The 14,986-nt window shown below is 59.7% G+C and carries 15 protein-coding genes; 1 reads left to right on the forward strand and 14 read right to left on the reverse strand.

Annotation, left to right across the window (positions count from 1 at the left end; all coding sequences use genetic code 11):
• Nucleotides 1–163 precede the first annotated feature (163 nt).
• From RWM61_RS00080 to cymR, 13 genes are all read right to left on the reverse strand, one after another.
• Nucleotides 164–1,420, reverse strand: coding sequence for a U32 family peptidase (locus RWM61_RS00080; protein WP_313995906.1), 1,257 nt, complete (start codon nt 1,418–1,420; stop codon nt 164–166).
• A 38-nt stretch (nt 1,421–1,458) separates the two neighbouring features.
• Nucleotides 1,459–2,373: a U32 family peptidase gene (locus RWM61_RS00085; protein WP_313996363.1), complete on the reverse strand. Its 915-nt coding sequence runs from the start codon at nt 2,371–2,373 to the stop codon at nt 1,459–1,461.
• Between the two features lie 31 nt (nt 2,374–2,404).
• Entirely contained in the window at nt 2,405–3,550 is a 1,146-nt protein-coding gene (gene mltG / locus RWM61_RS00090) for an endolytic transglycosylase MltG (protein WP_313995909.1), read from the reverse strand.
• 91 nt (nt 3,551–3,641) lie between these two features.
• A complete protein-coding gene (locus RWM61_RS00095) occupies nt 3,642–3,950 on the reverse strand; it encodes a DUF1292 domain-containing protein (protein ID WP_313995911.1) in 309 nt (102 codons plus the stop codon).
• Nucleotides 3,951–3,985: 35 nt separating this feature from the next.
• Nucleotides 3,986–4,291, reverse strand: coding sequence for a DUF1292 domain-containing protein (locus tag RWM61_RS00100; RefSeq protein ID WP_313995914.1), 306 nt, complete (start codon nt 4,289–4,291; stop codon nt 3,986–3,988).
• An 8-nt stretch (nt 4,292–4,299) separates the two neighbouring features.
• The gene (gene ruvX / locus RWM61_RS00105) at nt 4,300–4,716 is read right to left on the reverse strand and encodes a Holliday junction resolvase RuvX (protein ID WP_313995917.1); all 417 of its coding nucleotides are present in this window, start codon (nt 4,714–4,716) and stop codon (nt 4,300–4,302) included.
• Nucleotides 4,717–4,749: 33 nt separating this feature from the next.
• Entirely contained in the window at nt 4,750–5,013 is a 264-nt protein-coding gene (locus tag RWM61_RS00110; RefSeq protein WP_313995920.1) for an IreB family regulatory phosphoprotein, read from the reverse strand.
• A 45-nt stretch (nt 5,014–5,058) separates the two neighbouring features.
• Nucleotides 5,059–7,692 carry an alanine--tRNA ligase gene (gene alaS, locus RWM61_RS00115; protein WP_313995923.1) on the reverse strand — a complete coding sequence of 878 codons (2,634 nt, stop codon included), beginning with the start codon at nt 7,690–7,692 and terminating at the stop codon, nt 5,059–5,061.
• Nucleotides 7,693–8,062: 370 nt separating this feature from the next.
• A complete protein-coding gene (locus RWM61_RS00120) occupies nt 8,063–9,133 on the reverse strand; it encodes an AI-2E family transporter (RefSeq protein WP_313995926.1) in 1,071 nt (356 codons plus the stop codon).
• Between the two features lie 215 nt (nt 9,134–9,348).
• Nucleotides 9,349–9,549, reverse strand: a complete 201-nt coding sequence (locus RWM61_RS00125) for a hypothetical protein (RefSeq protein ID WP_313995928.1) — start codon at nt 9,547–9,549, stop codon at nt 9,349–9,351.
• A gap of 13 nt (nt 9,550–9,562) precedes the next feature.
• Nucleotides 9,563–10,099 carry a PRC-barrel domain-containing protein gene (locus RWM61_RS00130; RefSeq protein WP_313995931.1) on the reverse strand — a complete coding sequence of 179 codons (537 nt, stop codon included), beginning with the start codon at nt 10,097–10,099 and terminating at the stop codon, nt 9,563–9,565.
• Nucleotides 10,100–10,113: 14 nt separating this feature from the next.
• The gene (locus RWM61_RS00135; RefSeq protein ID WP_313995935.1) at nt 10,114–11,268 is read right to left on the reverse strand and encodes a cysteine desulfurase family protein; all 1,155 of its coding nucleotides are present in this window, start codon (nt 11,266–11,268) and stop codon (nt 10,114–10,116) included.
• 11 nt (nt 11,269–11,279) lie between these two features.
• Nucleotides 11,280–11,699, reverse strand: a complete 420-nt coding sequence (gene cymR, locus RWM61_RS00140; RefSeq protein WP_313995938.1) for a cysteine metabolism transcriptional regulator CymR — start codon at nt 11,697–11,699, stop codon at nt 11,280–11,282.
• A gap of 280 nt (nt 11,700–11,979) precedes the next feature.
• Here cymR and mnmA point away from each other — a divergent pair, with 280 nt between their 5' ends.
• Complete coding sequence (gene mnmA / locus RWM61_RS00145; RefSeq protein ID WP_313995941.1) at nt 11,980–13,128, forward strand: tRNA 2-thiouridine(34) synthase MnmA; 1,149 nt, start codon at nt 11,980–11,982, stop codon at nt 13,126–13,128.
• A gap of 390 nt (nt 13,129–13,518) precedes the next feature.
• Here the strand turns inward: mnmA and RWM61_RS00150 are convergent, their stop codons facing one another.
• Nucleotides 13,519–14,847: a hemolysin family protein gene (locus RWM61_RS00150; protein WP_313996366.1), complete on the reverse strand. Its 1,329-nt coding sequence runs from the start codon at nt 14,845–14,847 to the stop codon at nt 13,519–13,521.
• Between the last annotated feature and the right edge of the window lie 139 nt (nt 14,848–14,986).

Consider the following 14,986-nt stretch of genomic DNA (forward strand, 5'->3'; position numbering starts at 1 on the left):
TGGTCCTGCTTTAAGCTTGCGACGTTTTTCCCACCAACCTTCTATATATCGGCAGTTTCCGGGTTATGTATGAGGGAGAAAGAGTATTTTTTTGCCTGGATTTCAGCCTAAAGAGGGCTTCCCGCGGGGAAGCCCTTCCTGCATGGCAATCGGCTGACAGCCGTTATTTGCGTATCCGTTTCCGCATCATATCCATCGGCTGCACCGGCTGCGCGGTCCGCATCCGGATCAGCTGCAGCGGGTGGCGCGCGGCATCCAGCGCCAGGCCCGCCTCATCCGTCAATTCGCCGACGGTTTGTTTGAAAAACGTGCCGCGGGGGCCGACGAATTCAACCTCCTGCCCGGGCTTGAAATGGTTGCGCTGTTGGATCGTCGCGATGCCGGTCGCCTCGTCATAGCCCATAACCACGCCCGCGAAATCATAAGGAGCCGCCTTGTCCTCCGGCTCGTAAATGTGATCCTCCGCGCCCGGCGTATCGAAGAAAAAGCCGGTGTTGAGCGGCCGGTTTGCCGCCTTGCGGATTTCCTCGAGCCACTCAGGCTTCAGCTCGTAGCCCTCCGGATCGGCGAAATAAGCGTCGATCGCCTGGCGGTATACGCCGACTACCGTCGCCACGTAATGCAGACTCTTCATCCGGCCTTCGATCTTGAAGCTGTCGACGCCGACTTCGATCAGCTCGGGCAAATGCTCGATCATACACAGGTCCTTGGAGCCCATCGTGAACTTGTCGTCCTCCGGCGCGTATGCCGGAGCATCCTCATCCACGAACAGGTCGTATTTCCAGCGGCAGGACTGGCAGCAGCCGCCGCGGTTCGAATCGCGGTCCGTGAAATGGTTCGACAATACGCAGCGCCCGGAGAACGACGAACACATCGCCCCGTGCACGAACGCTTCGATCTCGATATCCACATGCGCCTTGATCTCGGCGATTTCCTCCAGACTCGTCTCGCGCGCCAGCACGACGCGCGGCAGCCCTTCGTCCTTCCAGAACTTGACCGCCTGCCAGTTCAGCGTCGACTGCTGGGTGCTCAGGTGAACCTCAAGGCCAGGCGCCGCGCGCTGGGCGGTCTCGATGACCGCGGGATCGGCCGCGATAATCGCCGCGATGCCCGCCTCCTCGAGCGAGCGCAAATACTCTTCAAGCCCTTCAATGTCCTCATTGTGGGCGTATATATTGGTGGCGACGAACACCTTCGCGCCGTAGCGGTTCGCGAATTCGACGCCTTCCTTCATTTCCTCGATGCTGAAATTGTCCGCGTTGGAACGGAGACCGTATTTCTGCCCTCCGATATAAACCGCGTCCGCGCCGTAATGGACGGCGAACTTCAGCTTTTCCAGGCTTCCCGCCGGAGCCAGCAGCTCCGGTTTCGCAAGCCGGTGCCGCTTGCCTTGCAGCTTCGGCTTCGTTAAAGTGGCCATGCGGTCACCTCCTTCGTACCTTTAAGTTTAACACAGGTTCAATACACTTGCTCTTTGTAAAAAAATCCGAATGACAGCTCGCGGTGCGGATCCTGCAGCTCGCGGATCGGATCCAGCCACTCGTCGCGGAAGCGGTAGCCCGCCGGGTCGGCGTAATACGCATCCATGACGCGGCGGTATGCGCGTACGACCGCCGCGTTGTAGGCAGCCGGCTTCAGCAGTCCTTCGATTTTCACGGAATCGACGCCCGGCTCGAGCAGCTCATGCAGGCTTTCCAGCATGCAAATGTCGTCCGAGCTCATCATGTGCGTGCCGTTCTCATCCTCATAGATCGGATAACGCTCATCCGGCCGCTCGATCTCGATCAGGTACAGCCCGCTCTCCATGCCGCGCCCGCCCGCTTGCTCCTTCAGCTCCGCCGGCTTGCCCGACCGTTCCTGGTGTTCGGCATAGCTGTGAATAAGGCTGCGCTTGGAATGATAAATGTTCGTCATGCCGTGTACCTGAACCTGCACCTCCAGCTCCGTATTCGCTTTGAATTCGAGCACCTGATCCATGTTCAGCTCCCGGGCGAGCACGACCCGCGTCGCGCCTCTGCGCCCCCAATAATTGGCGGTCGCGTAGTTCGTGGAGGTCATCTCCGCATTCCAATGCAGCCCCAGGCTCGGCGCCTCGCTTCTCGCCGCCGTCAGAACGGCCGGATCGCCGAACACGACGGCGTCGACGCCGGCCGCCTCCAGCGCGCGCAGATAGGCCGGCAGCCCCGGCAGCAAGGCGTTGTCGATCAGATTGTTCACGGCCGCGTAAATGCGCACGCCGCGCGGCTTCGCGAATGCCACGGCCGAGCGGATCGTCGCGAGGTCGAACTCGCCGGCCATACGCACCGCGTAGCGGGATTCCCCGACGACAAAAGCGTCCGCGCCCGCTTCGGCGAGCCACCGCAGCTCCTCCATCGAAGCGGCCGTGGTGAGCAGCTCCGTCCGTTTAGTTGCCGCCACCTGCATAACCTCCCTTTTCCGCGGTTTGGTTGCTTTTCCTGATGTTTTTCAAATGCTCCTCATAGGTTCGCGCGAACAGATGCGTCTGAGTGCCGTCCTTCTTCGTAACGTAATAGAAGTAATCGGTTTGCTCCGGATAAAGCGCCGCCTTGATGGAGCTCAAGCTCGGGTTGGCGATCGGTCCGGGCGGCAAGCCGGGAATTTGATACGTGTTATACGGGCTCTCCACCTGCAGGTCTTTCTCGTAGAGCCGTTCCTTCGGCTTGTCCAGCGCATACTGCACGGTGGCGTCAATCTGAAGCGGCATTTTTTCCTTGATCCGGTTGTAAATGACGCCGGCGACGAGCGGACGCTCCTCGGCGACGACGACCTCGCGCTCGACCAGCGACGCGACCGTCATCATTTCATGGAACGTCAGGCCCAGCTCGTTCAGGCGGCCTTCCCAGCCTTCGGGCAGCTGTGACAGCTTGTTGTCGAGCTCGGCCAGCATCCGGGCCAGAATGTCCTCTTCCGTGCTTTCCTTGTCCATCTCGTACGTTTCCGGAAACAAATAGCCTTCCATGCGGTGCCGGATATTCGCGTTCTCCGGAATGCCTCCCATAATGCCTTCCCACCGGTAGGCGTCCGGATTGTCGGCAAGCTTAAGAAACTTGTCTTTGTCGATCAGCGATTCGGCCTGCAGCTTGTCCGCGATCTGCAGCAGCGTGAACCCTTCGGGTATCGTGAAGCGGATCGTTTCGGCCTTGACCGTGTCGCCGGCATTCAGCTTGGCGATGATCTCGTCATGCGTCATCCCCGGCTTCATCTCGTATTGGCCTGCCTGAAAGCCGGCCCCTTCATTGCGGTAGCGCAAATAATATTTAAAAATGAATGCGTTGCGGATGACGCCTTTCTCCTCCAGCAGGTCCGCAACCGCGAACGGCGACGAGCCCCGCGGAACCTCGACGCCCACCGTGTCCCCATCGGGCGCGGGACGAAGCCCGTTCCACACAAACAGGGCGACGGCGGCGGACGCGGCTAGAACAAGCGCCAGCAGCGTCAGGATTAGCCGCAATGTCATTCGGCTTTTTGAGCTTGGCGGCCCCCCGGCCCCGGTTAACGCTTGTCCGTCCGCCTGCATTCCATCCGGCATCGAATACAACCCTCTCTTTAACGTCTGAACAGCCTTAAGGGACGGGATAACCCGCCCCCGCCCCTTAAGCCGCTTCCTATAAATCGACCGCTTACCGGTGGCCGCCGCTCTCGAAGAGCAGCGCATCGTAGCCTTCCGCGGCCGTTTCCCATTCATCCTCGTCCTCAATGGACTCCAGCTCGAGGCGGCCGTCCCCCCCGTCCAGCACGCGGAAGAAGGCGACCTCGTCTTCCTTGCGCATCATCGCCGTTTGCAAAGCCGCGTATACCGCATCGTTCAGCCGGTATTCCGCAAGAATGCGGAACGATTCCGCCTCGCCGTCATCCGCAAGAAGCTCCACGTCGATGCCGTAGGCTTCCCGGAGCCGGTCAAGCGGCTGGGGTTCCCACTTTCCGGTCATATCGATCAGCGCTCCTCCCGCTTAAGAAGACAGCGTCAGTCGCTGTCCTCCATCTCGCCCAGAAGTGTATTGAACGTCTCTTCCACCATGTTCCACTCTTCCTCGTCGTCAATGGTGAAGAGCTTCAAATCGTCGCCGTCTTCCTCATAGCGGAAAGCGTACACCTCGTCGGTTTCCTCTTCGCCGTCGTCGTCGGCATTCACAGGAACGACCATCATGTATTTCTGGTCGGAACCGTCGACCTCGAATTTCATGATGACCTCGAACTCTTCCTCGTTCCCGTCCTCGTCCGGAATATAAATAATTTCCGGTTCTTCAAACTGCATGTCGTCCTTTGTCATCGTTACCCTCACCTTTTCGTTTTAGAGTCGAGATAATTTTGCAAAATGAGCGTCGCCGCCATTTTGTCCACCACTTGCTTCCTCTTCTTACGGCTGATGTCCGCCTCGAGCAGCGTGCGCTCCGCGGATACGGTGGTCAGCCGTTCATCCCACAGGTGAACAGGTAAGTTTAGTTTCTCGCGCAAGTTCTGCGCAAATGCGATGCAAATTTCGCCACGCGGCCCGATCGTTCCGTTCATGTTCCTCGGAAGACCGACGACAATTTCCCCAACCTCGTGTTCGCGAGCCAAACCGGCGATGGCATCCAGTTCCCCGCCGTCGCGCCTTTTCTCGACGACGCCGACGCCCTGAGCCGTCCATCCGAACGGGTCGCTTACGGCAACGCCGATCCGGCGGTCGCCGTAATCCAATCCCATCAATCGCATTGGCCGGCCGCCCTCTTTTCCGTTTCGGTTTGCTTACCTTCTGTGCTGGCTCAGATAGGAACGAACAAGCTCCTCGATCAGTTCATCCCTTTCCTTTTTGCGGATCAGGCTTCTCGCGTTGTTGTGGCGCGGGATGTAAGCCGGATCGCCCGACAGCAGATAGCCGACGATCTGGTTGATCGGATTGTATTCCTTATCGACCAGCGCGTCGTACACCGTCAGCAAAATGTCTTGGGATGACGTCTCCATTTCGTCCGCCTTGACATCGAACTTCATCGTCTTGTCCATGGAACTCATCACCGGCACCTACCTTTCGGGGTCAAGCAAAAATTCATATTTCCATCATATCACATTTGCTTGCGAAAGAACCAGTTCCTCGACCATTCGAAGCGCTTCTTCAAGCTTCGACGGATCTTTGCCTCCGGCTTGCGCCATATCCGGGCGGCCTCCGCCGCCTCCGCCGCACACCGCGGCCGCTTCCTTGATCAGCTTGCCGGCATGGAGGCCCTTCTGCACCAGATCCGGCGAAACGCTGACGACCAGGTTCACCTTGTCGCCGTCCACCGCGCCGAGCGCGATAACCGCGCTGTCGAGCTTCACCTTCAGCTCGTCGGCGATGCCGCGCAGCGCCTCCATGCCGCCGGCGGCCACCGCAGACGCCAGCACCGTCACGCCGCCCTGCGTCTTCGCTTTCGCCTCAAGCGAACCTGCCTCGATGCGGCCCAGCTTCGCCTGGAGCGATTCGTTCTCGCGAGACAGCTCCTTCACCTGCGCGAACAAGGCGTCAATCCGCTTCGGCACGTCGGCCACGTTCGATTTCAACGCGCCGGCCGCCTGCTTCAGCAGCTCAAGCTGCCCGTCCATGTAGGCGTAAGCGTGGCGTCCCGTCAGCGCTTCGATGCGGCGCACGCCGGAGCCGATTCCGCTCTCGCCGACCAGCTTGAACAGGCCGATCTGCGCGGTGTTGGCGACGTGGCAGCCTCCGCAGAGCTCGAGGCTGTAGTCGCCGACCTGTACGACGCGCACCGTGTCGCCGTACTTCTCGCCGAACAGCGCCATCGCGCCCATCGCTTTCGCCTCCGAAAGAGCTTTCCACTCGATCTTAAGCGGCGTGCCGAGCCAGATCCGCTCGTTCACCCGGCGCTCGATGTCGGTCAGCTCCTCGGCCGTAATGCTGCCGAAATGCGAGAAGTCGAAGCGAAGGCGCTCCGGCTCGACGAGCGAGCCCGCCTGGTTGACGTGGCCGCCCAGCACTTCCTTCAGCGCTTTGTGCAGAAGATGAGTAGCCGTATGATTTTTGACAATATCCTCGCGCATCGTGCGGGAGACGGATGCCTCAACCGTCTCGCCCACGCGCAGCGTGCCGGAGACGACGGCGACCAGATGCACATGCTGGCCGTGCGGCGCTTTCGTCACATCGGTCACCTCGGCGCGCACGGATTTGCCCGCCAGCGTGCCGTGGTCGCTGACCTGTCCGCCGCTCTCGGCGTAGAAAGGCGTCCGGTCGAGAATGACGAGGCATTCGCTGCCTTCTCCGGCGAGGTCGACCGCTTCGTCGTTCATGAAAATCGCCGCCACTTTGGCTTGCGCGGTCAGCTCGGCATACCCGACGAATTCGCTCGGCGCGGTATATTCGCCGAGCGGGCCGCCCTGCGTCTTCATGCTGCCGCCGTCCTGCCGCGCCGCGCGCGCGCGTTCCCGCTGCGCTTCCATCGCCGCGTCGAACCCGGCGCGATCCACAGTCAGGCCGTGCTCGGCCGCATAATCCTCCGTCAGATCGAACGGGAATCCGTACGTGTCGTACAGCCTGAACGTATCTTCCCCGCCGATCTCGATACGGCCTTCCTTGCGCGCGTCTTCGACGAGCGCAGCCAGGATGCCAAGCCCGTCCGTAAGCGTTTCGTGGAAACGCTCCTCTTCCGTGCGGATGACGCGCTCGATGAACTCGCGCTTCTCCGCCACTTCGGGATAATAGCCGCCCATGACGTCGCCGACGACCGGCGTCAGGCCGTACAGGAACGGCTTGTCCACGCCGAGCTTCTTGCCGTAGCGGACGGCGCGCCGGAGCAGACGCCGGATGACGTAGCCGCGGCCTTCGTTGGACGGCAGGACGCCGTCGGCGACCGAGAACGCCACGGTGCGGATGTGATCCGCAATCACCTTGAGCGCGACATCCGACTCCTCGTCGTCATGATAGCGCACGCCGGCAATTTCACAGGTCCGGTCGATGATCGGCGTGAACAGGTCGGTGTCGAAGTTGGAGTCGACATCCTGAAGGATCGAAGCAAAACGCTCGAGCCCCGCCCCCGTATCGATATTTTTGTTCGGCAGCGGCGTGTAGCTGCCGTCCTTATTATGATTGTATTGCGAGAACACGAGATTCCATACTTCGAGGAACCGCTCGTTCTCGCCGCCCGGCCAGCATTCCGGATCCGACAGGTCGCCGTATTTGTCTCCGCGGTCATAGAAAATTTCCGTACAAGGTCCGCAAGGGCCCTCGCCGATATCCCAGAAATTCTCCTCCAGCCTGTAGATCCGCTCGGCGGGCAGCCCGATTTTCTTGTTCCAGTACTCGAACGCTTCCTCGTCCTCGGGGTGAATGGTCACGGACAGACGGTTCGGATCGAAGCCGATCCACTGCGGGCCGGTCAGAAACTCCCACGCCCAGGTGATGGCCTCCTCCTTGAAATAGTCCCCGATCGAGAAATTGCCCAGCATTTCAAAAAACGTGTGGTGCCGGCGCGTTTTGCCGACGTTCTCGATGTCGTTCGTGCGGATGCATTTCTGCGAGTTGGCGATCCGCGGATTGTCCGGCTTCACGCGCCCGTCGAAGTACGCCTTGAGCGGCGCCATGCCGGCGTTGATCCACAGCAGGGACGGATCGTTGTGCGGCACGAGCGAGGCGCTCGGCTCAATCTTGTGGCCTTTGCTCTCGAAAAACGCCAGCCATTTGGAACGGATTTCACTAGCTTTCATAACGTTCTACTCCTCCGATTGTCGTGAAAAATGAAAAAAACGCCCGTGCATATTTGCAGGGACGAATTAAATTCGCGGTACCACCCTGGTTACCGGCCCATAAGCGGTCCGGTCGCCTCGTCGGACGTTAACGGGCCCACCCGGCGGATGTCAATCCGCGCTCCGAAACCAGCGTTCAGCCGTTCCGGCGCCTCGGAATTCTTCCAGCCTCCCCGGCTGCGCCCGATCCTTGCGGAACGGCTTGCGGCGCTCGGGGGGAATTCCTTCTCTGTCGGCGGGCTGCGGCCTACTCCTGTCTCTTCAACGCTTTGTTCAAGTATATGCTTTCAGACGCTCTTCCTTCAAAGTATATCGGCATCGCGCGGCTCTGTCAAATCGTCTTGCGCCTGATCCAGTAGGCAAACAGATGCTGCAAAACGACCTTCACCGCCGCGAAAATCGGCACCGCCAGTATCATGCCGACAAGCCCGGCCAACTGCCCGCCCACCAGCAGGACGAAAATGATCGTCAGCGGATGCATGTGCAGCGTCCGTCCCACCACCTGGGGCGAGATGATATTGCCCTCGATGATTTGGCAGGCCATATTGACGGCCGCGACGAGCAGCATCATTTTCACCGACACGGTGGACGCCACGACGAGCGCGGGCGCGGCGCCGATGAACGGGCCGAGATAAGGGATCACGTTCGTGATGCCCACGATCCCGGCCAGCAGCAGCGGATACGGAAGCCCGATCGCCCAGTAGCCGATATACGCCAGCACCCCGACCAGCACGCACACGATAAATTGCCCGCGGATATAATTGCCGAGCGCCTCGTCGATGTCCTTGAACAGTCGGACGGTGCTTTGCCGATGCGCACGGGGCACGTAAGCGATGACGGCCCGCTCGAACGCGTCGAAATCTTTCAGGATGTAGAAGGCGAGAAAAGGAATAATGAACGCGACGAACACGACGTTCAGCATCGCCCCAATGTTGTTGACGAACGCGAACGCGGCGTCGTACAGCTTTTTTTCCGCTTCATATAACGAGTGGGTCAGCCCCTTGCGGATGCTCTCCGGCAGAAACGAGCTGTTGTTCAAATCGTTCATGAAGCTCTGCGCGCGCATCGTCAGCTCCGGCGCATGGGCGTTCAGCTCCGCCATCTGCAGGACGAACATCGGGATGACGTTCATCAGCACGACCGTGACGGCCGATGCAAACACCGCGTAAATGAGCAGCACGGCCACCGACCGGGGCATCCTGCGGGCCGCCAGCATCGTGACGATCGGGTTCAATACGTAGGAGATGATCATGGCAATCAGAAAAGGAGCCAGCACCGTTTTCAGAAAATCGTACACGTTCGCGATGACCGGCTTCAATTGAAGCAGCAAAAAGAGCGCGAGCAGCGCAAGTATCGAATAGACGAGGCCGGTGAACAGCCGGCTGTTCGTCCATTTTTCCATAACGGCTCCACCCCCTTGTCCGATCCGATGCCTGGCCCATCCGCAGCATCTTCCTGTACATTATATGTACCGGGCGGACAAAGTACTCCCCAAATTTTCCCCAAAAACTGACGCGCAGCCCGGAAGCTTATTCCCACTGCTTGTCTGGGGTCCAGGGAACACGCGCAAAAGCACAAAAGACAGCCGTCGCCGACTGCCTTTCTTCCATCCTTGCTTCAGTTCGCGTGCAACTGTGCGATTGGCTGCTCCTCGAAAAATAGATCGTCCAGGGAGCTGAGCGTGCCGTCTTCCTCCACTTGGAAAACGGACATTTTGTCCCCGTTGACGGTCAGTTCAATGAAACAGCCCCAGCAGTAAAATTGGTGCGAGCCGATTTTTCCGATATCTTTCGAGTTGCAGTTGGGGCATCTCATCATGATCCATTTCTCCCTATCTTCCCGTTTCCGTGACGATTTTCTCCAGTTCTTCTTCACAGCGGGCCGGGACGACAATCGCGTCATCCCCGAGCGTCACTTGAACGGGATCGCCGGGGGCTTTGAGCCATTTGCGCCCTTCCAGCAGATCCGAGACAAAACCATCCGTTAATTCAAAACCTAGTATTGGTGTACCCGATTTTTCCTGAAAATAAACATCGGAGACGCGGCCGAGTTGACGGCCTTCTTCCGTAACGACGGGCAAATCCTTCATCCGGATCGTACCGGTGTGAAAAGCCCTGCCGATCTCCGCCGACTTGAGCCGGCAAACCGCTTTCTTGCCGCTGATCAGGACGACGTCCCTGCCGCAGGCTTGCACATGCTCCCAACGAACGGCTTCGTAGAAGGTGGTCAGCCACCATCTTCTCGCCTTCAGGACAATGCCCGCGAGCGACCAACGGTCGTCAAACCACACGTCGAGCACATTGCCGGCCGACCGGCCGGTGCGGGCGTCGATAACGGGGAGACCGATCAAGTTCTGCAGCTTGTACATGCCGGAAAAGCCTCCTAGGCATTACTACGGATTCGTTCCGCGACGGTTGCAACTTTTTGCGCCGCCGTGTCGATTTCCTCCGAAGTATTCCCCAAACCGAAGCTGAATCTTACCGCCGAGGCCAGACGTGCTTCCGAAAGCCCCATCGCCTGCAGCACATGGGACCTCTCGAGGGCGCCCGACGTGCAGGCGGAGCCGCTTGCGGCGGCTATCCCTTCAAGGTCGAGCCGCATCAGCACCGTTTCCGTATCGGCGCCGATGAGGCTGATGTTCGTAATGTGCGGGAGCCGGTTCGCAGGGTCGCCGTTAATCACGGCCCCCCGCTCGCCAAGCCGCTCGATCAGCAACGCCTCGAACCGGTCGCGGAGCCCGCGGACCGCAGCCGTTCGGCGTTCGAGGTCCGCCGTTGCGAGCTCGACGGCCTTGGCGAAGCCGGTTATCCCGGCGACGTTCTCCGTGCCCGCGCGGCGCTTGCGCTCCTGGGAGCCGCCGTGCGCATACGGCTCGAACGGGGTCCCCGCCGCGACGTACAGCGCGCCGACGCCTTGCGGGCCGTAAATTTTGTGCGCGGAGAAGCTCATGAGGTCGACCGGCAGCCGCGCGAGATCGATCGGCAGGGAACCGAGCGCCTGCACGGCGTCGACGTGATAAAGGGCGCCGCGGCTGCGGGCCATCTCGCCGATCGCTTCAACCGGCTGAAGCGTGCCGACCTCATTGTTGCCCCACATTATGCTGACCAGCGCGGTCTCGGGCGTCAGCGCCGCTTCGACCGAGGCAGCCTCGACGGCCCCTGTCTCGTCAACAGGCAGCACCGTCACGGAGAAGCCTTCCTTCGCCAATGCGGCAACCGTATGCAGAACCGCGTGATGCTCGACGGCCGATGTGATGATATGCCGTTTACCCTTGCGGGCCATCGCGCGCGCGGCGCCGATAATCGCGCCGTTGTCGCTCTCGGTTCCGCCCGAAGTGAACACGAGCTCCGACGGCTTGCAGCCGATCCGCTCCGCGATGCCGTCGCGGGCGGCGCTGAGCCGCTCTTTCGCCGCGCGGCCGAAGGCGTGTACGCTTGAAGCGTTTCCCGGGCCGCCCCGCATGACCGCCAGCATCGCTTCGGCTGCCAGCGGATGAAGCGGCGTGGTAGCGGCATGATCCAGATAGATAGGTGTCATAGGCTTTTCCCTCAAATATAGAACATGTAGCTGTCTACTTCGCGCTCTTCTTTATAGGCGATCAGGTCGGCCAAAGTCGTCGAATCGAGTACGCCCGCGATACTGTCGCGGATGCGCAGCCACAAATCCCGTTTGGCAGGATCGTCCTCCTCGGTAAAATCGACGGGCGAGATCGGGCCTTCCAATATGCGGATAATATCGCCGGAAGTGATCGATTCGGGTTCCTTCGAGAGGATGTAGCCGCCGTACGCGCCGCGGACGCTTTTGACGAGCCCCGCGTTCCTCAGCGGTGCGACAAGCTGCTCCAGATAGTGCTCCGAAAGCTGGTTCCGTTCGGCGATGCTTTTCAGCGACAGCGGGCCTTCCCCGTATTTAACGGCCAGCTCCATCATGATCGTCAAGCCGTAACGGCCCTTGGTCGAAATTTTCATCGTGGCACCTCTCCCCAAGCCGTGTGTCTAAATCATTGTATTCCCATAACACATCTATGTTAACATATCGTTTGCCGTTTGGGACAAAAAGGTTTGACGGCTTGGCGAAAAAACTTCCATCATGTCAGTCGGGACGAACGGCAGAGAATGAACGGCAGGGTGAGCGAGCGCGCCCGCCCGTGAAAAAGTCGGCGGTCCGTGTTACAATAAACAAGATACGCACTTGGGCAATATGTTCTGTACGGGGGCGTATACAGAAGTTTAAGCGGGTGGTGGTAGTATGAGCGGATCGAACGGATCGAACGGCTCGGTCCGGGTCGTCGTCGGCATGTCCGGCGGCGTGGACTCCTCGGTGACGGCGCTGCTGCTGAAGCGGCAGGGATATGACGTCATCGGCATTTTCATGAAAAACTGGGACGACACGGACGAATTCGGCCATTGCACGGCCGAGGAGGACGCAGAGGATGTCCGCCGCGTATGCGCGCAAATCGGTATCCCTTATTATACGGTCAATTTCGAGCGGCAGTATTTCGATAAAGTATTTACCTATTTCCTCGACGAATACAGGCGCGGAAGGACGCCGAACCCGGACGTCATGTGCAACCGCGAGATCAAATTCGGCGATTTCCTGAAAAAAGCGACGGACCTGGGCGCGGACTACCTGGCGACCGGCCATTATGCGCGCGTCGAGCGCGCCGGCGACGGCGAAACGCGCCTGCTCCGCGGCGTCGATGCCAACAAGGACCAGACGTATTTCCTGCACGCCCTGTCCCAGGACCAGCTCGCCAAGGCGATGTTCCCGATCGGCGATCTGCCGAAGTCGGAGGTGCGGCGCATCGCGGCCGAGGCCGGCCTTGCGACGGCCAGGAAAAAAGACAGCACCGGCGTCTGCTTTATCGGGGAACGCAACTTCAAACAGTTTCTGAGCCATTATTTGCCGGCGCAGCCGGGCAGCATGATCGATGTCCGGACCGGCGAAGTGAAGGGCCGGCACGACGGGCTGATGTATTACACGCTGGGCCAGCGGCAAGGCCTCGGCATCGGCGGCTCGGGTTCCGGCGAGCCGTGGTTCGTCGCCGATAAGGACTTGACGCGCAACGAGCTGCTGGTCGTGCAAGGAGAGGCTCATCCCGTGCTGTATTCCGAAGGCTTGACGGCCTCCGGCGTCAATTGGATTTCGCCTGCCGTGCCGGACGTTCCGGTTCGGTGCACGGCCAAATTCCGCTACCGCCAGCCGGACCAGGCGGTGACTGTCACGCTGCGGGACGGCGGAACCGCGGCCGACGTCGTTTTCGACGGTCCGCAGAAAGCGGTCACGCCGGGCCAGGCGGTCGTTTTTTACGACGGCGACGTATGCCTGGGCGGCGGCACGATCGAAGCCGTCCGCAAGGTCGACCCGGCGTCCTTCGCCGCCGGAGCCTCCGTATAAGAACTGCAGAACACCGCCGGGACGGATTTCCGGCGGTGTTTCCGTTTTGGCCCGCCATTTCGTTCACCGGCCTCGTCAACCGGCCGGCGGCCTGACCGCTTGCGGCATACGATGCCGCTAACCGGGTGAAAAGCCAAGAAATCACTGTGCTAACGGCACGGCATGCCGTTAACCGGCACGAAATCGCCCGCAACGTGGGAACACCGCCAAGCTAACGGCATACTTTGCCGCTAACCGAGTGCGGGGATGAGAAAATGCAAAGCAAGCGGCACGCCGTGCCGTTAGCATAAGCCAAATGCCTGCGTCCGTATGGCCCGGGCGGTGCCATACGCAAAAAAGCAGTCCTCCCCACGCCGTCGATCGGCATCGGGGGACTGCTTTTTTGTATGGTTAACCGGTTTCTTCCTGAAGCAGCGGGTCGTCGTCCTCCGGCAGCTGCCGGCGCACGCGAACCGTAATGCGGGAAATCCGGAGATTGTCCGTCTCCTCGATCACGAATTCGTGCGTGTCCTTATGATAGAAGCCTTGGCCGCGCTTGGGCGGAATCTCGATCTGGGAGTACACGTAGCCCCCGATCGTGTCGTAATCGTCAGTGTCGATCTCCAGGCCGAAAAAGCTGTTCACTTCCTCGATCAGCATCAGTCCGTTGATGGAGTAAGTGTGTTCGTCCTTGCGCTCGATGTCCGCGCGCTCCTCGTCGAATTCGTCCTGGATTTCACCGACGATCTCCTCCATGATATCCTCCAGCGTCACCATGCCGCTCGTGCCGCCGTACTCGTCGATAAGAATCGCGATTTGCGTCTTTTTCTTCTGCAGCAGCTTGAGCAGCATGCTGATTTGCATCGATTCCGGCACCGTGGTGATCGGACGGGTGATCTGCCGGATATTGCTGAGCCCCTGCGGGCTAATCTTCAACAGATCCTTGATATGAACAAATCCGATAATATTATCTTTATCACTGTCGCAAACCGGATAGCGCGTATGCATTTCCCGCAGCGCGATTTGGCGGTTCTCGTCGAACGGCAGATTCGTATACAGGCAGTTCATTTCCGTGCGGGGGATCATGATTTCACGGGCCGTGGTGTCCGCAAAATCGAATATGTTGTCCACCAGCGTCAGCTCGGTGTTGTCGATCAGCCCGCTTTTATGGCTTTCCTTCATCAGAATCCGGATCTCTTCCTCGGTATGGGCGGACTCGTTCCCGGAAGCCGGTGCGACGCCGAACAGCTTCAGCAGCCGATTGGCCGTGCCGTTAAAAAACCAGATGAACGGATACATGATTTTGTAAAAGGCGATGAGCGGAGCGGCGGTAAGCAGGGCAATGCGCTCCGACTTGCGGATGGCGACCGTCTTGGGAGCCAATTCCCCGATCACAAAGTGGAGGAACGCCACCAGGAAAAAGGCGACCGCAATTGCCACGGCGTACGCAGAGGCTTCGTTTCCCATACCCGTTCCCGTCAGCCCCGGCTCGATCATCCTCGCAAACGCGGGCGCGCCGAGCCAGCCGAGACCGAGCGAAGCAAGCGTAATGCCGAGCCGGCACGCGGATAGATAAGCATCCAGATTGGTGGTCAGACGCTCGGCCAACCTGGCGCCCTTGTGGCCCTCCTGAAGCAGTGTGCCAATGCGTCCCCCGCGGACCTGAACCATCGCGAATTCCGCGGCTACAAAAAAGCCGTTCGCCAGTACCAACAACAAAATCAAGACCAGATTCAACATTAAGGGTAACGGGTCACTGTCGTTCAACGATTCCCTGTCTCCGTCTTCCGCCGGGCGGCAATACGGCGACAGGTGCACCTCCTTTAGGTTATGAATACATTCAAATTATAAATAAAGTTTATAATCTCACTCTTAAGCT

Source organism: uncultured Paenibacillus sp. (genome assembly GCF_963515335.1).
In the GTDB taxonomy this organism is placed as follows: domain Bacteria; phylum Bacillota; class Bacilli; order Paenibacillales; family Paenibacillaceae; genus Paenibacillus_I.